The sequence below is a fragment of the Basilea psittacipulmonis DSM 24701 genome (assembly GCF_000743945.1).
Classification (GTDB): Bacteria; Pseudomonadota; Gammaproteobacteria; order Burkholderiales; family Burkholderiaceae_B; genus Basilea; species Basilea psittacipulmonis.
The window spans coordinates 919,269-940,621 of record NZ_CP009238.1; the positions used below are offsets into that span (position 1 = coordinate 919,269).

17 protein-coding genes and 2 tRNA genes are annotated in these 21,353 nt (G+C 40.2%); 10 read left to right on the forward strand and 9 right to left on the reverse strand.

Annotated features, from left to right (window positions below; genetic code table 11):
* Positions 1-37 precede the first annotated feature (37 nt).
* Positions 38-1,957: a SurA N-terminal domain-containing protein gene (locus tag IX83_RS03980; protein WP_038499477.1), complete on the forward strand. Its 1,920-nt coding sequence runs from the start codon at positions 38-40 to the stop codon at positions 1,955-1,957.
* A 293-nt stretch (positions 1,958-2,250) separates the two neighbouring features.
* On the opposite strand, the gene IX83_RS03985 is transcribed toward IX83_RS03980, so the two are convergent.
* From IX83_RS03985 to gmk, 3 genes are read right to left on the reverse strand one after another with little or no spacing between them, the layout of a single operon-like run.
* On the reverse strand, positions 2,251-4,479 hold the full coding sequence (locus tag IX83_RS03985) for a RelA/SpoT family protein (RefSeq protein ID WP_077315962.1): 2,229 nt from the start codon (positions 4,477-4,479) through the stop codon (positions 2,251-2,253).
* A 23-nt stretch (positions 4,480-4,502) separates the two neighbouring features.
* Positions 4,503-4,709, reverse strand: a complete 207-nt coding sequence (gene rpoZ / locus IX83_RS03990) for a DNA-directed RNA polymerase subunit omega (RefSeq protein ID WP_038499480.1) — start codon at positions 4,707-4,709, stop codon at positions 4,503-4,505.
* Positions 4,710-4,726: 17 nt separating this feature from the next.
* Positions 4,727-5,347: a guanylate kinase gene (gmk, locus tag IX83_RS03995; RefSeq protein ID WP_077315963.1), complete on the reverse strand. Its 621-nt coding sequence runs from the start codon at positions 5,345-5,347 to the stop codon at positions 4,727-4,729.
* Positions 5,348-5,445: 98 nt separating this feature from the next.
* On the opposite strand from gmk, the gene IX83_RS04000 reads away from it, so the two are divergent.
* Complete coding sequence (locus IX83_RS04000) at positions 5,446-6,102, forward strand: DedA family protein (RefSeq protein ID WP_038499483.1); 657 nt, start codon at positions 5,446-5,448, stop codon at positions 6,100-6,102.
* Between the two features lie 418 nt (positions 6,103-6,520).
* Here IX83_RS04000 and IX83_RS04010 read toward each other — a convergent pair whose 3' ends face one another.
* Positions 6,521-7,426: a YicC/YloC family endoribonuclease gene (locus IX83_RS04010; protein WP_038499489.1), complete on the reverse strand. Its 906-nt coding sequence runs from the start codon at positions 7,424-7,426 to the stop codon at positions 6,521-6,523.
* Positions 7,427-7,502: 76 nt separating this feature from the next.
* Here IX83_RS04010 and rph point away from each other — a divergent pair, with 76 nt between their 5' ends.
* The 3 genes from rph to hemW are packed head-to-tail and all read left to right on the forward strand — an operon-like array spanning position 7,503 to position 10,064.
* Complete coding sequence (rph, locus tag IX83_RS04015) at positions 7,503-8,225, forward strand: ribonuclease PH (protein WP_038499493.1); 723 nt, start codon at positions 7,503-7,505, stop codon at positions 8,223-8,225.
* On the forward strand, positions 8,225-8,833 hold the full coding sequence (rdgB, locus tag IX83_RS04020; protein WP_038499496.1) for an RdgB/HAM1 family non-canonical purine NTP pyrophosphatase: 609 nt from the start codon (positions 8,225-8,227) through the stop codon (positions 8,831-8,833). The genes rph and rdgB overlap by 1 nt, the downstream gene beginning before the upstream one ends.
* Positions 8,820-10,064 (forward strand): radical SAM family heme chaperone HemW, encoded by a 1,245-nt coding sequence (hemW, locus tag IX83_RS04025; RefSeq protein WP_051919247.1) that lies wholly within the window; start codon positions 8,820-8,822, stop codon positions 10,062-10,064. Before rdgB ends, hemW begins: the two co-directional genes overlap by 14 nt.
* Positions 10,065-10,102: 38 nt before the next feature.
* Here hemW and IX83_RS04030 read toward each other — a convergent pair whose 3' ends face one another.
* From IX83_RS04030 to IX83_RS04040, 3 genes are read right to left on the reverse strand one after another with little or no spacing between them, the layout of a single operon-like run.
* Positions 10,103-11,758, reverse strand: a complete 1,656-nt coding sequence (locus tag IX83_RS04030; protein ID WP_038499499.1) for a formate--tetrahydrofolate ligase — start codon at positions 11,756-11,758, stop codon at positions 10,103-10,105.
* Positions 11,759-11,779: 21 nt separating this feature from the next.
* Positions 11,780-13,012, reverse strand: coding sequence for a D-amino acid dehydrogenase (locus IX83_RS04035; RefSeq protein WP_038499502.1), 1,233 nt, complete (start codon positions 13,010-13,012; stop codon positions 11,780-11,782).
* Positions 13,009-13,809, reverse strand: a complete 801-nt coding sequence (locus IX83_RS04040; RefSeq protein ID WP_038499504.1) for a ferritin-like domain-containing protein — start codon at positions 13,807-13,809, stop codon at positions 13,009-13,011. The genes IX83_RS04035 and IX83_RS04040 overlap by 4 nt, the downstream gene beginning before the upstream one ends.
* A 179-nt stretch (positions 13,810-13,988) precedes the next feature.
* On the opposite strand from IX83_RS04040, the gene IX83_RS04045 reads away from it, so the two are divergent.
* The 5 genes from IX83_RS04045 (at position 13,989) to IX83_RS04065 (ending at position 20,476) form a co-directional block, all read left to right on the forward strand.
* Positions 13,989-16,094, forward strand: a complete 2,106-nt coding sequence (locus tag IX83_RS04045) for an ABC transporter ATP-binding protein/permease (protein ID WP_236620624.1) — start codon at positions 13,989-13,991, stop codon at positions 16,092-16,094.
* The gene (locus IX83_RS04050; RefSeq protein WP_236620625.1) at positions 16,094-16,873 is read left to right on the forward strand and encodes a TSUP family transporter; all 780 of its coding nucleotides are present in this window, start codon (positions 16,094-16,096) and stop codon (positions 16,871-16,873) included. Before IX83_RS04045 ends, IX83_RS04050 begins: the two co-directional genes overlap by 1 nt.
* 21 nt (positions 16,874-16,894) lie before the next feature.
* Positions 16,895-19,258, forward strand: coding sequence for a ribonuclease R (rnr, locus tag IX83_RS04055; protein ID WP_038501522.1), 2,364 nt, complete (start codon positions 16,895-16,897; stop codon positions 19,256-19,258).
* Positions 19,259-19,264: 6 nt separating this feature from the next.
* A complete protein-coding gene (gene rlmB, locus IX83_RS04060; protein WP_038499507.1) occupies positions 19,265-20,014 on the forward strand; it encodes a 23S rRNA (guanosine(2251)-2'-O)-methyltransferase RlmB in 750 nt (249 codons plus the stop codon).
* Between the two features lie 171 nt (positions 20,015-20,185).
* Complete coding sequence (locus IX83_RS04065; RefSeq protein WP_038499511.1) at positions 20,186-20,476, forward strand: HU family DNA-binding protein; 291 nt, start codon at positions 20,186-20,188, stop codon at positions 20,474-20,476.
* A gap of 523 nt (positions 20,477-20,999) precedes the next feature.
* Here IX83_RS04065 and IX83_RS04070 read toward each other — a convergent pair.
* Together IX83_RS04070 and IX83_RS04075 are read right to left on the reverse strand one after the other, a co-directional pair.
* Positions 21,000-21,075 (reverse strand) — tRNA-Val (locus IX83_RS04070).
* A gap of 20 nt (positions 21,076-21,095) precedes the next feature.
* Positions 21,096-21,171 (reverse strand) — tRNA-Val (locus tag IX83_RS04075).
* Positions 21,172-21,353 lie beyond the last annotated feature (182 nt).

A 21,353-nucleotide genomic window follows, 5' to 3' on the forward strand; every position in this document is an offset into this window, starting at 1 on the left:
CATTTGTTTTACTTTATTAATCGTAGAGAGTTGTTTCATGTTGGAATTTATTCGAAGACATCAACGAGTCGTACTAATTTTATTAGCATTACTGGTATTTCCTTCCTTTATATTCTTTGGCGTAGCAGGATATACGAGTTTTCTGACTCATAAAGTGGTTATTGCTAAAGTGAATGACACTGAAATCACAGAAGACCAGTTTAAACAGGCATGGAATCATTATATTGAGAGCCAACGTTCTGAATTAGGTGCAAACTTTGATGTTTCTATGATTGACACTCACCAAAATCGCCTAGATTTTCTTAATGCGATGATTAATGAAGTGGTAACACGTGATACGGTTCGTAATAACTATTTCCGTGCGACAACAGCAATGTTACGTCAGGTTATTGCAAGTAACCCTGAATTCCAAGAAAACGGTGTGTTTTCTCAAGAAAAATATTTGAATTATTTGCGTTCATTCCGTATTACAGCTGAGCAGTACGAAAATTATTTGGCTAATAATATTGCTTTGTCTCAAGTGCTTGACCCCGTGGTCAAAACCAGTATCATTTCAAATAAATTAGAAAATGATATGAAACAGTCACTAACTCAAGTGCGTAAAGCTACGTTGAAAAATTTCTTAGCCAGCGATTATCAGTCTTCGATTAATGTTACAGACGAGGAAATGCATCAGTGGTATGAGAAAAATAAAGATACGTTGAAAATTCCTGAGACAGTGGACGTTTCTTTTATCTTGTTAAACCGTGAAGCAGCTGAAAAACAATTAAACGAAACGGTGACAGAAGCCGATTTAAAACAGTATTATGACCAAAATATCCAAAAATACGGTACACCAGAAAGACGTGAAATCAGTGATATTATTTTAACGATTCCAGCATCGGCTTCTGAGCAAGAACAGAAAGAAATTGAAGCAAAAGCCCAATCATTGGCACAAGAGGCGAGAAAAAATCCATCTAAGTTTGCTGAATTAGCAAAATTACATTCAGATGATTTAGCCACGAAATCCTCTGGTGGTCATATTGGCTTTATTTCAAAAGATGAGTTTGGTGTATTAAGCCAAGCGGTTTACCAAGCTTCGTCTAATGCGGTTTTGGATCCCATCTTGTATGCAGGAGCATGGCACATTGTTCATATTGATAAAGTAGAACCTGCCGTGGTGAAATCGTTTGATGCGGTAAAAGAATCGATTAAGAAAGAAGTTTATGAACAGCTATTAGCAGAAAAATTCAATGCGATGGCCACGACATTGCAAGATAAGGCTTATGAAATTCATGATGAGTTAGAAAGTATTGCTAGTGCTGTAGGCGTGCCTGTTTATTCCATCAAAGGATTAACACGTGATGGACTGATCGACCCAGAAATCTCAGGTAAAAGCATATCGCCAGAATTTGTTCAGTTATTTGAAATTCCAAGAGTGCGTGCCACGGTTTTTTCTAAGGAAGTCTTAGATGAAAAACAAAATTCTGGTGTTATTGAAATTTCGCCTTCTGAACAGTTGGTGTTACGTGTCACACAGGTGACACCTGCGTTTTCTCCAAACTATATTGAAGCCAAACCTATTATTGTGAACCAATTAGTGGCCCAAAAAGCCATGGAGAAAGCCAAACAAGCGGCTGAAAAATATCAGGGTAAAAACGATAAGGTCGTCGAATTGAGTTACTTTACAACAGGATTATCGTTGAATACCTTACATGATGTATTGTCAGTCCCAGAAAAAGATTTTCCTAAAGTTGTCTTAGAATCGAATCCAAATGGTTATACGGCGATTCGTGTTTTATCTTCATCGAAGTTGGATAATAAGATAATCGACCAAGCCTTTATTCATAATATCGAGCCTAATATATTATCAGGTATCCAATCGCAAGAAAGATTGATCTTCTTTGAGGGTTTAAGACAGTTAAATAAGGTAAAAATTATGCCTGAAGCAGAGGCTGTATTACAACCTGAATCCTGATAGAGGTTGATGATTCGATAGATCCGCTTATTACTTAATAAGCGGATTTTTTTATTTAAAGGACGCAATGATGCTTGGCAGTTGTCTGGGAATTAAAGACTAGACGATGGCAACAGCTTGTTTCGAGAGAATGGGGGTGATAGGTGGTTATTGGATGGACGATAAAATGATATTTGGAGCTAGCTCTACCCAGAATTAAAGACAAGACGATGGCAACAGTTTGTTTCCAGAGAATGAGGGTGATAGAGGCTTGTGGGATGGACGATGGTGTAGGACACCATCTCCATTCTGAACTAATCTCTAATACGAGAGATTTTGCCCACTTGTCCAATATTCCGAATGCTTTTAATCACGCGTGCTAGATGTTGTCGGTTATCCACTTCTATCGTGATGTCAACATCAACAATCTCGGTGCGTTGATCAGGCATATTTAACTGAGTAATATTGGCATTAGCATTTGAAATTTGTGCGGCAATGCGAGCAATCATGCCTTTTTCATTCAGATGTGACACACGGATTCTGACGGGTAATCCTTTGGCAGGCTGACTATCCCAGTTAACCTTAATCCATTTGTTGGGTTCAAGTGATTTCTGCTGGAGAGCAAGGCGACAATCATCCGTATGGACAATCAAACCGCTACCTGGGCGAATAAACGCAATAATTGAATCTCCAGGAATAGGGCAACAACAATGAGATAACTGTACAGTTTGGCCTTCGTTTCCTTGGATGGTAATGCCTTGTTCTTTGAGTTCATCCGTTTGTTGGTAATCGTTTACCGTCGTTTCAAAAATCTCTAGATTATTTGTCGAGGTAAAACGATGAGCCACCACTGCTGCTAAACGATGTCCCAAGCCAATATCGGCCAGAATTTCTTCAATAGAATTTGCATTCGTACTTTTGATTAAATTCGTCCAGATAGGGTTATCATCGCTAGGATAGGGGATGTTCAAAGATTGGGTCGCTTGTTCCAATAATCGTTTCCCAAACTCAACGGCATCTTGGTATTTCAGTGTTTTGAGATAATGACGAATTTGGGCTCTGGCACGTCCTGTTTTCACGACATTGAGCCATTGGATGTTTGGAACCGCATCAGGAGCTGTCACAATCTCAACCATGTCTCCACTTTTGATGACGGTCTCTAAAGGCACGACTTCCTGATTAATTTTGGCACTGACCGCATGATTACCAATAGAGGTATGGATATTATAAGCAAAGTCAATGGTGGTCGCTCCACGTGGTAGCGAGATAATCTTACCTTTGGGGGTGAGTACAAAAATATCTTCAGGGAATAAATCAACCTTGATGGCATCGATAAATTCTTGAGAGTCGCCAGTTGTCTGGTTTTGGATATCCAAAAGTGACTGCATCCATCGATGAGTTTGTTGTTGTAATTCACTGAGCGTGACTTGATCGTTTTTGTAAATCCAGTGAGCAGCTACCCCAGTTTCGGCTATTTGGTCCATCTCTTTTGTACGAATTTGGAATTCAATTGGCGTACCATAAGGGCCTACCAAGGTCGTGTGCAACGATTGATAACCATTGAGTTTAGGAATAGCAATATAGTCTTTGAATTTTCCAGGTACAGGGCGGTAAATCTGATGAATCACGCCTAAAGCAAGGTAGCAATCCGACAGTTTTTCGACCACAATACGAAAACCATAAATATCCAACACGTCTGAAAAAGACTTCTTTTGTTCCAACATCTTATTGTAGATGCTGTATAGAGATTTTTCGCGTCCAGAAATCGTAGCCTTGATGCCTTGTTGTGGCAAGGTTTCTTGAATCTTTTTGGAAATCGTTTCAAGAACTTGTCGGCCATTGCCTTGGGCACTTTTAATCGCTTTCTCAAGGGTTTTATAACGATTAGGATAACTGGCCGCAAAACACAAATCATGTAATTCTCTCACTAAGCCATTCAGTCCTAAACGATTGGCAATGGGAGCGTAAATATCTAAGGTTTCTCGCGATACTCTGCGTTTTTGGGCGGCTGAACAAGCATCCAAAGTTCGCATATTATGTAGCCTGTCTGCTAGTTTTATCAAAATAACGCGAATGTCTTTTGACATGGCCAAAAGCATTTTTCGGAAACTTTCAGCTTGTTGTTCGGCTTTCGATGCAAATTGGATTTTGTCGAGTTTGGTTAAACCATCCACCAAGTCTGCTACATCGTCATTAAACTTTTCTTTTAGTGTGTCTTTCGAGACGTTTTGGTCTTCAATCACATCGTGAAGCAAAGCAGCCATCAAGGCGTTTGCATCTAACTTCCATGAGGCACAAATCTCCGTGACGGCCACAGGGTGAGTAATATAGGGTTCTCCACCGTGTCTGAACTGGGTTTTATGAGCTTCTTTAGCAAAAAGATAAGCCTGTTTCACTTTTTCAACGTCACTGACGTTCATATAAGTGTGACAAATTTCTGCTAAATGTCTGAAGTAATATCCTGACTCGGAGGGGGTAGGTGCATCTTCTTTGGACGCGTTGTATTTAAATACTTTAAATAAAGAAGATTTACTCAGCCGCATAAGACGCACCTCATGATGTGGAATTAGGTCGATAGTTTTCTAAGCATCTCTATGCCTGTTTGTCCAGCAGCGATTTCGCGAAGTGCCGTAACGGTAGGTTTATCTTTATTCGGTTCAACGCGAGGTTCGTGTCCTTGGGCAAGTTCGCGAGCACGACAAGTTGCCGCTAAAGTCAATACAAAACGGTTAGGAATTTTCTGGATACAATCTTCAATAGTAATACGAGCCATATGGGTTCCTTAAATGATTAAATCGTAAAAGAATCAAAGAGTTTTTCGTGACGCAAGCGTTGTTTTTCATAAGTAAGTCTTGCTGCAGAAAAAATGCTCTGTAGTTCTTTTAAGGCAGTGTTGAATTCATTGTTGATAATAACATATTCGCACTCGTTTGCGTGTTCGATTTCATGACGGGCAGCGAATAGGCGTTGTTTTATTACATCTTCCGAATCTTGTGCACGATTTCTAAGACGTTTTTCTAATTCCTCAATAGAGGGGGGCAAAATAAAAATACTGGTGATATCAGGGTAAATATTTCTGACTTGTTTGGCACCTTGATAATCAATTTCCAGTAGAATATCTTCGCCTTTTGCTAAACATTCATCGATAGGTGGTTTAGGCGTGCCATAGTAATGACCATGGACTTTGGCCCATTCTAATAAGTTGTTTTCATCACGTAGCTTAAAAAATTCCTCTTCTTCTAAGAAATAATATTCTCGACCATTTTGTTCGCCAGGACGCGGTTTTCGGGTGGTGCAAGAGATGGATAATTTAATGTTAGGATTATCTTTTAGAAGTGCTTGGATTAAGCTAGATTTTCCTGCACCGCTGGGGGCAGAAATCATAAACATATTACCGATATAGTTGTGCATCATTTTTGGTTTAGTTTTTGAAAAAATAGCATATGGGCGTGTTAGAATGATTCACTTATTTTACTCTAGCTTGCTTAACGAAACAACGGAAAATACGGATGGAATATATATCATTTATCGTTGACTTTATTCTTCATATTGATCAGCATCTCATGTTTTTAACCAGTCAATACGGTGCTTGGATATATATTATTTTGTTTTTAATTGTTTTCGCTGAAACAGGGTTGGTGGTAACGCCTTTCTTGCCAGGTGATTCCTTATTGTTTGCAGCAGGGAGCATCGCTGCCTTAGGTGGCATGAATATTTATGCGATGATAGGCTTGTTACTGGTGGCTGCTATATTGGGCGATGCGACGAATTTTGCGGTAGGAAAATATTTTGGCGAAAACTTGTTCAAACATCCTGATTCTAAAATTTTCAAACAGTCTCATCTTGAGAAAACGCATGCGTTTTACGAGAAATATGGTGGTAAAACCATTATTCTGGCGAGATTTATTCCTATCGTTCGCACCTTTGCTCCTTTTGTTGCGGGGATGGGAAAAATGCACTACGGAAAATTTGCTTTGTACAACGTTGTGGGTGCTTTCTTGTGGGTGATTGGGTTTTCTTTACTGGGCTATTTCTTTGGTAATTTGGATATCGTTAAACGCAATTTAAGCCTTGTATTAATCGCTATTATTGTGATTTCCTTTTTGCCAATATTGATTGAATGGGGTCGATACCGGATGCAAAAAAATCGTTCCTCAAAAAATTAATGATGAACGATGATGGCCCCAAGATCTGATTCACTTTTTGGTGAGCTGCAAAAAGAAATGATACTAGCACCTTGGGCCACACATCCAAGATCTGATTCACTTTTTGGTGAGCTTATCACTAACGACACATCAATAAGGTTTCTAACACACAGAGAGGCTTTCGATCTGACTATAATTAGCACGGCACATAGACATACCTTGTAACGGGCGACAATTAACACACAAACACGCCTTGGGAACAGTAGCCATTAGTGAACGATTAACCAGTGCTTCCATCCAAAGGCGTGTGACATAGGCCTACCTTGTAAATGACGACAATTACCACACAAACACGCCTTGGGAATAGTAGTCATTAGTGAACGATCAACCAGTGCTTTCATCCAAAGGCGTGTGACATAGAAGTGCTAAACACTCACTATTATTCAATGTTTTGGACCTGCTCGCGAATTTTATCGATGAATAGTTTCAGATCCATGGATGCTTTGGTTTGCTCCAAAGAAAATGATTTTGACCCTAAGGTATTAGACTCTCTATTCATCTCTTGACATAGAAAATCTAATCGTTTTCCACTAGAATCTGAGCCATTTTTCAGGATGTTTTTGGCCTCGATAATATGAGATTCTAAACGTGTGATTTCTTCAGCCACATCATTACGAATCGAAAAAATATTGATTTCTTGATTGATGCGTAAACTCAATTCTTGTCCTGAAATTTGACTTAAATTTTCCAATGCAATGACAGAATTTAAGGTCTCGGTCAAACGCTGTGTCATACGTTCTTTTTGTTGGGCCAATAAATCGGGTAATTGGGATTTTAAAAACGTGATGATTTGACTCATTTGCTCAAGATAGTCAAATAGGGCGGTGGCTAATCGTTGTCCTTCGCGTAAACGATTGGCGTTAAAATTCTGGATAGCATGCTCAAATGCTTCATTAAACAAAGCAATCCACTGTTCATCGGTTTCACTTGGCAGTTTTTGTTGTGTTTGCCAATTAAGCATTTCATTTAAGCTCGGTGGTGCTGTGTTGGGGATTTTGTTTAGTGCTTGTTGATAAAGGGCTTGAAATAAAGCGAGTGTCTCATCTTTTAGTTGATAAGATACGGCATCAATACGACGTTGGTAGTTCAGTTTTATTTCAACCTTTCCTCTTTTTAGATGAGAAGCGATTTTTTCACGAATCATGGCCTCTAATCCATTTAACTCTTCAGGTAAACGAATATTCAGATCCAAATAACGACTATTGACAGAACGTAGGTCAATGTTTAAGGTGCCAAAATTAGATTGGGCTGTGCCATTGGCAAAAGCAGTCATGCTATGAATCATGTTTCTTCTCATTAGATGGTTAGCGTAAAATGTTATTATAACGCTATGATGAGAAGATAACATTTAGGAAAAAAGAATGAATACGAATTTTCACCGTCCATCAGGCCGTCAATATAATGAAATACGCGATGTCAAAGTCACCCGTCAATACACCAAATATGCAGAAGGATCGGTATTGATTGAAGTAGGTGATACCCATGTTTTATGTAATGCCAGTGTCATCGATTCCGTGCCTGGTTTTTTGCGTGGCAAAGGACAAGGTTGGGTGACGGCAGAATATAGTCTTTTGCCTCGTGCGACGCATACGCGTTCTGATCGTGAGGCAGCACGCGGTAAACAGTCTGGTCGTACGCAAGAAATCCAACGTTTAATTGGTCGCAGTCTGCGAGGTGTTGTGGATTTAGAAAAGCTAGGCGAACGAACGATTCATCTGGATTGTGATGTGATTCAGGCTGATGGTGGTACGCGTTGTGCCAGTATTACAGGTGCTTGGATTGCATTAAGAGATGCGATCAATAGCCTGATGGAAAACGGTTTATTAGATGAAAATCCTTTGAAGGATCAAGTTGCGGCTATTTCTGTGGGAATGTATAAAGGTTATCCTGTATTAGATTTGGATTATGCAGAAGATAGTGATTGTGATGCCGATATGAATATTGTCATGACAGGGAAAGGCAAGTTTATTGAAGTTCAAGGTACAGCAGAAGGGCATGAATTCAGTCGTTCAGAGCTTAACACATTGTTGGACTTATCTGAGTTAGGTATTGCTTCATTATTAAACATTCAGGAGCAAGCATAATGTCCGTGAAACGAAAAATCGTATTGGCTTCTAATAATAAAGGCAAAATCGCTGAATTTCAAAAAATGTTAGCACCTTTGAATTGGGAAGTGCTTGCTCAAGGCGATTGTGGAGTTAGTGAGGTCAACGAGGTTCATCATACTTTTTTAGAAAACGCTTTATTGAAAGCCAGACATGCCAGTGAAGTCACAGGATTGCCTGCTTTGGCAGATGATTCGGGTATTGTGGTAGAGGCTTTAAATGGTCAGCCAGGTGTCTATTCTGCTCGATACGCTTTGATGAATGGTCGAGAAAAGGGAGATGTATCAAATAATGCCTATCTGATTGAACAATTACAAGGTTGTGCCAATCGTCGAGCATCTTATGTGGCTGTGTTAGTGTTCCTTAACCACGCTCAAGATCCGAACCCTTTGGTGGCTCAAGGTATCTGGACAGGAGAGATTGTTGACGATGCTCGAGGCGAACATGGATTTGGCTATGATCCTCATTTCTATTTGCCTGATTTAGGCTGTACGGCTGCTCAGTTATCACCTGAACAAAAAAATACATACAGTCATCGAGCTCAAGCACTGAAAAAACTTTTTGAGATGATTCATGCTGTCGATTAAGCCACTTCAACCTGATTTATCGCATGGTTTGCCGCCTTTATCGTTGTATATTCATGTACCTTGGTGTGTACAAAAATGTCCGTATTGTGACTTTAATTCACATGGTATTGGTCAACAATCTTCCGACCAAGTGATTCAGTTTTTTTATTCCAAACAAAGCTTACCTGTTGCTCAAGAGATTCCTGAGGAACGTTATTTTCAAGCATTAAAAAGCGATTTAGAACAGCAGTTACCTGATTTTTGGGGTCGTCCGATTTATTCTGTTTTTTTTGGTGGCGGTACGCCTAGTTTATTATCTGCAGAGACAATTGATCGTATTTTGTCCATGGTGAGAAGTTACTGTCAACTCGTTCCTGATGCAGAAATTACCCTAGAAGCAAACCCTGGAACAGCAGAAGCCGCTCGTTTTGCTGACTATGTATCAGCAGGCGTGAATCGTTTTTCTCTGGGTATTCAAAGTTTTGATGATACCTTACTACGCAGAATTGGTCGTATTCATGATGCACATCAAGCACGTTGTGCGATTGAAATGGCACAAAAGCTGACTCATCGCGTGAACCTAGATATTATGTTTGGCTTACCCGGTCAAAGTCTAGAAGCGAGTAAAAAGGATATTCAAGAGGCGTTATCCTATGGCACAGAACATTTGTCTTTGTACCAGTTTACGTTAGAACCCAATACTTATTTTGCTACCCATGTGCCTGATGATTTGCCTGATGATGAATGTTTATTTGAGATGCAAGAACAAGCAGAACATCTCACTGCTGCAGTAGGAATGGAGCGGTATGAAGTCTCTGCTTATGCACGTGGTGTTTCAGCTCGTTGCCTGCATAATCTGAACTACTGGAGCTTTGGCGACTATATTGGGATTGGTCCAGGCGCTCATGGAAAGATTAGTTTTCCTAATCGTATTATGCGGACGGTCAAAGTCTCTCACCCAGAACGTTGGATACAAGCCTGTTTACAGCAAGATGGCAGTCATGTGAATACTCATGATGTGACGGTCGATGATCTACCATTTGAATTTATGTTAAATGCGTTGCGTCTAAAAAATGGCGTACCCACTCATTATTATCAAGATCATACGGGACTGCCTTTGAATACCGTGATGAAATCTATCGATAGGGCGGTGCAAAAAGGTTTGATGAGTGATGATCCTTTGGTCATTAAAACCACCGAAACGGGTTGGCGTTTCTTAAGTGATGTCCAAAGTCTGTTTTTGGAAGCGTAAAAAAAGGAGCGAGTCGTATCGCTCCTTTATGCTAAAGCTTAGAATAAACCTGAAATCACACCGTTTTCATCGATATCGATCTTGTTGGCTGCAGGTTCTTTGGGTAAACCTGGCATCTTCATCATATTGCCACATAAGGCAACGACAAAGCCAGCCCCAGCCGATAAGGTTAAACCGCGAACGGTGATATCAAAGCCTTCTGGGCAACCTAATAATTTTGCATTATCACTAAGTGAGTATTGAGTTTTTGCCATACAAATAGGTAAGTGACTATAGCCCAACTCAGTGAAACTGCGAATATCCTCTAGTGCCTCAGTGGTAAACTGTACATCACGAGCTCCATAGACACGTCTAGCGATGGTACGGATTTTTTCTTCAATGCTAAGATTTAAGTCATAAGCATATTGGAAATTAGCTGAGCTATGTTCAATCGCTGCCAATACTTTTTCAGCAACGGGAACACCACCTAAACCGCCTTTTGCCCAAACTTCGGCTAAAGCGACTTCAAAACCATGTTCTTTGCCTGCGTTTTGAATCACCGCTAATTCATCATCGGTATCCGCGACAAAACGATTGATAGCCACAACAACAGGCAGTCCAAACACTTCTTTTAGGTTTTTAACATGTTTGAGTAGGTTAGGAAGTCCTTTTTTCAAAGCTTCAACATTTTCTTCGTTTAACTTCGCACGTTCAACACCACCATTGTATTTTAAAGCACGAACGGTTGCGACAACCACGGCCACGTCGGGTTTGTTACCAGATAAGCGGCACTTGATATCGCAGAATTTTTCTGCTCCTAGATCCGCACCAAAGCCAGCTTCTGTAACAACATAATCGCCTAAGCTTAATGCTAAATCCGTGGCAATGACAGAGTTACAACCATGAGCGATATTGGCAAATGGACCACCGTGAATAATCGCTGGTGTACCACCTAAAGTTTGTACAAGATTAGGCTTGATGGCATCTTTCAATAATGCAGCCATCGCCCCTTGAGCTTGTAGTTCTTTGGCATAAACAGGTTTTTTGTCATACGTATAAGCTACGAGGATATTGCCGAGTCTTTCTTTAAGATCATTTAAATCTTTGGCTAGACAAAAAATTGCCATCACTTCAGATGCCACCGTAATATCAAAACCATCAGCACGAGAAACGCCATCGACAGGTTTACCCAGACCACTAATAATATGTCTTAATTGACGATCATTCATATCGATCACACGTCTCCATAGTACACGTTTCGGATCGATGTTAAGACTATTGCCTTGGTAAATGTGATTATCTATTAAAGCCGCTAATAGGTTATTGGCAGAGGTAATGGCATGAAAGTCTCCCGTGAAATGTAGGTTAATATCCTCCATCGGTACAACTTGTGAGTAACCACCTCCTGCAGCACCACCTTTGACTCCAAAAACAGGACCTAGTGAAGGTTCGCGAAGTGCCACAACAGCTTTTTTGCCCATACAACGTAGGGCATCTGTTAAACCAATCGTAATCGTGGTTTTGCCTTCACCAGCGGGCGTAGGGTTAATGGCCGTTACTAGAATCAGTTTTCCTTTTTTGCCAGAAGGTTGTTTATTGATTTTTGCCTTATAGTGACCATAAGCTTCATATTCATGTTCGGATAAACCTAGTAATTTAGCAATCTCATGAATAGGTTGCATCTTGTGTTGCTGTGCGATTTCTACGTCTGTCATATTGTGACTCCCAGTGTCAGTTTAAAGTCTAAAAGCGTTGGTATCAATGGATGTTTTTTCTTTCAATATCAGTTCTGTTATAAGTTTGGCAGAACCCATGGATAATGTAAAGCCTAACATTCCATGTCCTGTATTCAACCATAAATTTTTGTAAGCGGTTCGATCAATAATCGGTTTGCCTGTAGGGGTGGAAGGGCGTAATCCTGCCCATTGTTGAGCTTGATCGTAGTTGCCAATGGGGAATAAATCCTTGGCTTCTTTTATCATGGTACGAATTCTTTCTGGGTCGATGCGACGGTCCATACCGACACGATCGCCAATTCCAGCCACTCTGAGCTTATGGCCTAATCTGGTATAGACGACTTTGCGTTCATAATCTGTAATGCTTAACTGAGGTGCTTTGGCTTCTTCCTCAATATCCAACGTCAAACTATACCCTTTTAGTGGGCTAATAGGCACGTTGACTGAGATCTTGCTTAATAAATCCGTGCTATCACTGGCAAGACAACAAATAATATGGTCGGCTGAAAAGCTACCTTGTGAGGTTTGGACACTGACGGTTTTATCCATATGTGTGATGAAACCCGTGATATTTGTGTTAAATACAAACGATACGCCTTCTTGAGCGAGATAGGTTTGTAATGCTTGGCATAATAAGTAGCAGTCAGCTGCTTGTTCAGAGGGCGTATAGATCCCACCGCTAAATGAACGTGCAGAAAGTGCGGGTTCCTTTTCTAAGCAAGCTTCGCGATCTAAGGCGTATTGCTCGCAACCAAGTGCCTGCATCGTTTTCATTTCAGCTTTGGCATGCTCAAAAGATTCTGGTGAACGATGAATGATCAGTTTTCCTTTTTGAGAAAAAGCAAATTCAAATCCATGCGTATCGCGTAGTGTTTGGATTAAATCACGCGTAAGGTAGGAGAGTGTTAATAATTCAGCGGTCGTTTGATGATGTTGTCGTTCATTGCATGCCGCGATAAATTTTAAATTCCAACATATCTCTGATGGCCTGAAGTTTAATTTCATTCTCATTGGAGAGTCTGGATTTAAAAGCCATTTGGGGACGTTTTTCAATACACCTGCCGAGGCCAAAGGCGATACATAACTGTAAGCGAGTTGTCCTCCGTTTGCAAAACTTGTCTCCATTCCCGCTGCGGATTGTCGGTCAATAACCGTTACGTCAAAACCAGCTTTTTTTAGATAATAAGCGGTGGTGATACCAATAATACCAGCACCTAGCACGAGTGCTTTCATAGCATTTCCTCCTTGTTTGATTCTGTTGAAAACCAGGTGATTTCTGTGTCAGAAAAGCCTGCCTGTTCACGAGCTGAAAGATTGATCTTTCCTTGTGGTTTGGCTAATTGATAAGCGTTGAGTAAATCACGATAAGTTTTTGCGGGATCAAGATTTCTTTCTTGACATAAATAATGAAACCAAATCGATCCAAATCGTACATGCCCAATCTCATCTCTAAGAATAATAGTGAGAATATCAATGCCTTTTTGATCGGCGATGGATTGTAGTTTTTCTTGAATAATTGGATTAACATCCAAGCCTCTAGCTTCCAAATAACGAGGAACTAGGGCAATGCGAGCTAATAAATCGTCTTGAGTTTTTTCCGCCATATCCCAAAGTCCACGATGGGCGGGAAAATCGCCGTACTGATAACCTAATTCATTTAAATAAGCATTCACTAAACTGAAGTGATACACCTCTTCTTTGGCAACTTGTAACCAGTTTTGATAATAAGCCGTTGGCATGGAGTCAAAACGCCAAATCGCATCCAAAGCAAGATTAATCGCATTAAATTCAATGTGAGTGATGGCATGAAGCATAGCAGCGTGGCCTATTTTAGAGGTGACGCTTCTGACGGGAACCGTTCTAGGATCGACTAATTCAGGTTTAGCGGGAATGCCTGGGATGGGAAGATGGGGCGTTAATGTTACATGCGTATCAATAGGGCTATCCTGTGATATGGCTTGAACGAGTTGACATTTTTTTTCAATATCGGTTTCACATAAAGCATTTAAAGCCTGACGACGCATATCCATAAGAGGTTCCAATGAATCAAAGATAAATTTACTGTAAAATTCTAATATAAAAAATAGATATTGTTAAACAGTCTCATTACTTTTAATTTAAATATTGTTGTAATTTATTTTTCTATCATAAGAAAACTTATGTATTAGATAAAATATAACGTTTTTATCCTTATCAAGGCAGGACATTTGTGAGTTTTTCAGCAGATATATCTTCCATTATTATTTGGTTAGCGCAAGCATTTACCTATAGTTTAATTGGTTTGATTGTTGTAGGTTATCTTTTGATTCGTTATACGCTGTGGGGACAACAATTTTGGAGAATCGCTCATACATTTGTTTTACCCATGAGTGCCAAAAAACTGATACGTCCTTTGACGATAGGTTTGATAGCCAGTTTAATCTTATTTTATTCACTGGCGTTTTTTACTTATTCGGGTGCAAAACTAGCGGTTGAAGCCTTTTCATTATTGATTCCAGAAGAAACGAGTCACTGGTTCTTGGGATTAGGGTATCAGTTGGCGTTTACGGTTTGCTTTATTGTTTGTGCCTTTGCTTTGGGATTATGCTTGCAAGTGGCGGGGGCATATGTTTTAAAGCTATTGGGTCAAGCAAAATACTGGCGAGAACGAGCTTTGCCAGTTTTTCCCATCTTTTTATTTGTCGTTATTTTATTTTTATCGTTGTTTGCCGTTAAGTTAAATGTGTTATTTTCGGACTGGTATAACGCGATGTATAACTCATTACAGAACCACAATGAAGCGAATTTTTGGTTCTTAATGTTGGTATTTGCGATTTTGGCTGGCATTCATATCGTACGCATTTTGTTATCGTATTATTTGGATCAGTTCTTTGGGATTATCTGGCGAACAGAATTAAATGATCGTTTGGTCAAAAAATGGATGACACACCAAAATTATTATCGCATTCATTATCTAAAATCCTCGATTGACAACCCTGACCAACGTATTCAACAGGATGTGGTGACGTTTGCCAGTACGTCCATGGATTTAATTTTGGGGGTCATTTCTTCTTTGGTCTCAACGGTGGCGTTTACACAGATTTTATGGAAGTTGTCTGGACCGCTGACTTACGCAGGTGTGACGATTCCTCATGGTATGGTGTTTATCTTGTTTTTGTATGCTTTGATAGCCACTGTATTTGCTTACAAAATCGGAAAACCTTTGATCCGCTTAAATTTCTTGAATGAAAAGTTTAATGCGAATTACCGTTATTCCTTAATTCGTGTTAGAGAATATGCAGAAAGTATCGCGTTTTATCATGGTGAGAAAGTTGAACAATCCAAACTCACGCATCATTTTAGCCATGTTATTAAAAATGCATGGGACATTGTGCATCGAAACTTGTTATTCCAAGGATTTAACTTTGCGATTTCTCAAATTGCTGCAGTATTTCCGTTTATCGTGCAAGCAGGACGTTTTTTTACGAAACAGATTCAATTAGGTGATATGGTGCAGACGGCCAATGCATTTGGCACCTTACATGGCAATATTTCGTTCTTTCGTAATGCGATCGATAGTTTTGCAGCATTTAAAGCGGTTTTAGATCGTTTGATTCAGTTTCTGGATTGTGTGGAAGAGGCGGAAACCTTAAATCGCCCTCAAGTCAGTGTGGGGGCCACTCAGTTAAAGGATTTAAGTGTATGGTCACCTAATGAACGGTTACTTATTAAAGATGTGAATATCCAACTTCATGCTGGTCAAGCTTTGTTATTAAAAGGCCCATCGGGATCAGGCAAAACCACGCTTTTGAGAACGATTGCGGGATTATGGCCTTATACAGAAGGACAGGTGACACGTCCAGATGTCGTAACCTTATTTTTGTCTCAAAAACCCTATTTACCAGAAGGGACGCTTTTAGATGCTTTGTATTACCCGCAGATGGCCCCTGAAAATGTGAATGATGAAATTTCACAAGTGCTTAAAGCGGTGAATTTAGGGCATTTAGACAATCAATTGTTCAAAGAAAGTAACTGGATGATGAGCTTGTCTTTGGGAGAGCAACAAAGAGTGGCTGTTGCAAGATTATTATTGATTAAGCCTGAAATTGCCTTTATCGATGAAGCGACTTCGGCAATGGACGAAGGTTTGGAAGATGCCATGTATCGTCTTATTAGAACGAGCTTGCCTAATTTATGCTTATTGAGTGTGGGTCACCGTTCTACTTTGATCAAACATCATGATCTTGTATTGGAATTAGAGGGGCAAGATGGTAAATGGCAGTTACAAACACCCCAAGAGGCGATACAAAAGATTGAACAAATGTTAAATGGTTAATGATGATGGATGTTGTAAATAGTCAATTAGGTATTGAGTGGATTTTTCTAATCTTGTTAGGTGTCTCTTTTGTCGCTGGCTTTATTGACGCGATCGCTGGCGGTGGGGGCATGATTACCATTCCTGCTTTATTATTATGTGGTATTGCACCGATTAATGCCTTAGCCACGAACAAATTACAAGGCACATTTGGTGCATTAACGGCATCCATTGCCATGCTAAGGAAACGAATTATTCATTTCTCTCAAGTAAGGATAACGGCACTATTTGCTTTTTTGGGTTCGGTAATAGGCACGATTACGGTCCAATTCATTGACTCTAATCAGCTTAGTTTTGTCATTCCCATTGTCTTATTGCTGATTGCCTTATATTACTTATTTAATCGTTCTATCGGTCAAATCGAATCCAAACCCCGTGTCAGTGATAAGGTTTACCAGACGACCGTGATTCCTGCTATTGGGTTTTATGATGGCTTTTTGGGCCCAGGTACGGGTTCGTTTTTTGCTTTAGCAAATGTTGCCTTAAAAGGGATGGATTTAGTTAGGGCTACTGCTGCGTCTAAGGTATTTAATTTAGCGACAAATATTGCGTCATGCCTTTTATTTATAATGGGGGGCAAAGTGATATGGAGTATTGGTGCGGTGATGATAGTGGGGCAGATGACAGGTGCTTATTTTGGTTCGCGTCTGTTGATTGCAAAAGGAGCCAGTTTTATTAGACCGATGGTGGTGATCACCTGTTTTATAATGCTCGCTCGTTATATGTACAATTATTTTTAATCGATAAAAAAAGGTATTGGTTTGAATAACGATAAAAAAATATTAAGAAAAAAAAGTATTCGTCAAATGAATTATGAGTTTTCTGTCCCCAGCAGAGAACAAATTTTGTCTTTATTGAGAAAACGTAAGACGGCCGTAAGCCTGTCTAATATCATTAAAACGTTTGAATTATCAGGGCCTGATGCTTTAGAGGGCTTAAATCGTCGTCTGACCGCAATGAAAAAAGACGGCATTATCGTTCAAAATAAAAGAGGATCTTGGCTATTAGGTGACTGCACTTCATTTGTTATCGGCACGGTTATTGGTCATAAAGATGGCTTTGGTTTTTTAAGCCTTGATGATGGTAGCCAAGAGGATATGTTTATTCCTCAACACGAGATGCTTCAATTAATGCACGGTGATAAAGTCATGGCACGTGCATCAAAGAGTGCAAAAGGTGGCAGTGAAGCCAGTGTGGTTGAAATTTTGCAAAGAGCGAATACCCACATTGTGGGTCGGATAGTCTATGAGGGGACTCATTATCTGTTAGTGCCTGAAGATCAAAGAATTAAACAGGATATTTATATTGCCAAAAATCATCTTGGAGGTGCAAAATTAGGGCAGGTCGTGGAAGCGGTGATTCTTGAACAACCAACCAAATACACGCATCCACAGGGTAAGGTGATTGAAGTATTAGGCGAGATTGACGATCCCGGCATGGAAATTGAAATCGCTGTTAGAAAGTTTAAAGTGCCGGTAACGTTTTCTTCATCTACCCAAACACTGCTACAAACAATGCCAGATGGGGTTTTGCCTAAAGAGTTGCGTAGTAGAATTGATTTAAGAGACATTCCTTTTGTCACGATTGATGGTGTTGATTCAAGAGACTTTGATGATGCCGTATTTGCGACACCTTGCACCCATCAAGGCAAAAAAGCTTGGCGTTTATTGGTTGCGATTGCGGATGTTGCCCATTATGTGAAACCTGAAGAGGCACTGGATTTGGATGCACGAGAAAGAGGGACATCTGTTTATTTTCCTCGTCGTGTGATTCCGATGTTGCCCGAAAAATTATCTAATGATTTGTGTTCGCTTAATCCTCAAGTCGATCGTTTGTCCATGGTATGTGATATGGTCGTCGATCAACAAGCCAACGTTGTGGCGTATCAGTTTTATGAGGCGGTAATTCATTCCCATGCTAGAACCACTTATGATCAGGTATGGCAAGTGTTACAACATCAGGATCCAGCCCTTGCTTTGCTGTGGGAGGAAAAAGGCGTACGAGAAGTCATTGAACACCTGTATCAACTTTATCAACTTTTGGATAAGGCTCGTCAAAAAAGAGGAGCTATGGATTTTGATACGGTTGAAACCCAGATTATTTGCGATGAGTTAGGAAAAATTCAAGAAATTAAGCCCTTGGTAAGAAATGATGCTCATAAATTAATTGAAGAATGTATGTTGTTGGCCAATACATGTGCGGCTGATTTCATCATTCGACATAAAAAAGAGGCCTTATTTCGAGTGCATGAAAAACCGAATGAAGAAAAGTTAAGTGCATTACGAGAGACGCTTAAACCCTTGGGTTTAAATCTTCCGGGTGGCAGTACACCTACAGGAAAAGATTATGCCAGTTTGTTACAAGCCGCTTCTAATCGTTCAGATTATGCCATCATCCAAACCTTATGTTTGCGTTCTATGCAACAGGCACTATATAGTCCAGATAATATCGGCCATTATGGCTTAGCTTATGAGGCTTACACGCACTTTACTTCTCCCATTAGACGATACCCAGATTTACTCGTACATCGTGTGATTAAGTCCATTTTAAAACGTCGAAAATATCAACCCAAGCTCCAAGAATTGGTTCGTGCAAAAGGTGAGACCGCTAAAAGCTATGAACATGAAGTTTGGAAATATTTGGGCGAGCATTGTTCTTGGACGGAAAGAAGAGCGGATGAGGCATCGCGTGATGTGCTGGCATGGCTAAAATGCTGGTATATGAAAGAAAAAGAGGGAGAGGTGTTTCAAGGAACCATATCTTCAGTGACGAATTTTGGTGTCTTTGTGACCTTAGAACGGTATTATGTAGAGGGAATGATTCATGTGACGGCTTTGGGCAATGATTATTTTGTATTAAATGAATCATTGAATGAGTTAAGAGGACAGCGTTCAGGGATACGTTTTCGTTTGGGCGATAAGATCCCCGTCCAAATTTCCCGAGTGGATTTAGATAATCGTCGAATTGAACTTTGCTTAGCTAAAAACACGGGCTTTAAATCTTTGATGAAACCTGAAAAACGAAAGCTTAGTCAAGCCAAAAACCTCAAGAAAGCAAAAGCCAAAACCAAGAAAGTCCAACAAGCCATCGATAAACGTCGGGAAGCGAAACGAAAAAGGAAGTAGATAGCGATGAAAGGAAATAAACAGTTATTAGCAGGATTTCATTCTATTGAAGCAAGATTACGTCATGCACCAGATAGTGTGATTGAGGTATTTATCGATGTTTCACGCCATGATAAACGTATCCAAAGTTTAATGGATAGATTAAAGCAATTTGCCTTTATTAACATCCATCTAACGGATTCAGTTGAGCTGGATAAGATGGTGGAGGGCGTTCGACATCAAGGCGTGGTGGCTTGGGTAAGTCATCGTGTGTTGGCAACAAGTGTTGAGGAACTTTTGAGTGATTTGTCGGGACCCGCACATTTATTGGTTTTAGATGGAGTGACGGATCCTCATAATTTAGGAGCTTGCTTGCGAACGGCTGATGCGGCGGGCGTTCATGCCATTATTGCTCCTAAAGATAAATCGGTAGGATTGACAACCACCGTTCAAAGAGTTGCTTGCGGAGCGGCTGAAACGGTTCCTTATTTAATGGTGACCAATCTCTCACGTACTTTGAAAACCTTAAAAGAACACCATATCTGGGTGGTGGGAACGACCGATCAAGCAGAACAATCAATGTTTGATCTAGATTTGAAGATGCCTATTGCGTGGGTGATGGGGGCAGAGGGCGATGGCATGCGTCGTTTGACCAAGGAAACATGCGATGAATTGGTGCGTTTGCCTATGATGGGAACCGTAGAGAGTTTGAACGTTAGTGTTGCGTCTGCATTATGCATGTATGAGACGTTAAGACAGCGTAAATTCAGTGCTTAGCTTGCTTTATAAGGGGTGAATCGCTTGTTTTTGTTGTTTTATTGTAATAAATACGGTCTTTATTTCTGAAAATGTAATAATTTTAAGACGATAGCTTGACAAAAAACGCATATAGGTTGAATATTGATATTGCCTTATTTATTAACTATTAATTAAAGGGAGTTTTCCGACATGAATAAGTCACAACTAATTGATAGCATTGCAGCAGAATCTAAACTAACTAAAGCTGACGCTGGTCGTGCTTTAGATGCAACATTAGCTAGCATTAAAAAAGCTCTTAAAAAGGGTGATACAGTAACTTTAGTTGGTTTTGGTACTTTTGCAGTAGCAAAACGTAAAGCTCGTACTGGTCAGAACCCACGTACTGGTGAAGCGATTAAAATCGCTGCTGCGACAGTACCTAAATTCCGTCCAGGTAAGGCACTAAAAGAAGCTGTTAACGGAGCTAAACGTAAAAAATAATTAGCTTTGATAAAGCTAGAAGCCACTCGTGATAGAGTGGCTTTTTCTTTTTGGTATATCCGCTTACTTCCTTACCAATCCTAGTATTTCCTGCAATCACCGCAACAATCACAACCCTTTAGTTTGCATCCGCCTTTATCAATGGTGGTCGAGGAGGTTGTTAGCTGAAGAGGTGAGTGTGGGAGATCGTGGGTGATGGAAGGTTAAGGGAGATGGTGATGAGGTTTGTGGATAGCGAGCGGGTAATGGTGAAGTTTGCTGAATGAGAATAGTTAAAGGTGGTGACAAGGATTGGAGATAAATGAAGAGTTAAAGGTGACGGCAAGGTTTGGAGACAAATGAACGGTTGAGGGGGATGACAAGGATTGGAGATAAATGAAGAGTTAAAGACGATGGTATTTTGTGGGTATGTAAATGGTTAAGAGTGCTTGCTGATTGGTGAAAAGATGATGAGATTTTTTTCAAATGAGTGATTGTCGATAAATAATTGCAAAGTGGGAAATAGAGTGATTGTGTGGACTAGTGGTGGGTGCTACAGGGGTCGAACCTGTGACCTACGCCTTGTAAGGGCGCCGCTCTACCAACTGAGCTAAGCACCCACTAGTGTGAGGGATTCTGATGGTGGGTGCTACAGGGGTCGAACCTGTGACCTACGCCTTGTAAGGGCGCCGCTCTACCAACTGAGCTAAGCACCCATCAGTAAAAACATAATTATGTCTCATCTATCCTTGGTCAGTCAAGCAATATAGTAGATTTTTTTTACTCATGTATTTTTTTTGCTACAGATGAGTGGTATTTTCGATGATTCATCAAGCATATCCTTTCGTGTAAGAACGTGTATCGATGGTACATCACGCTCGTCTCACGTTTTTAGAAA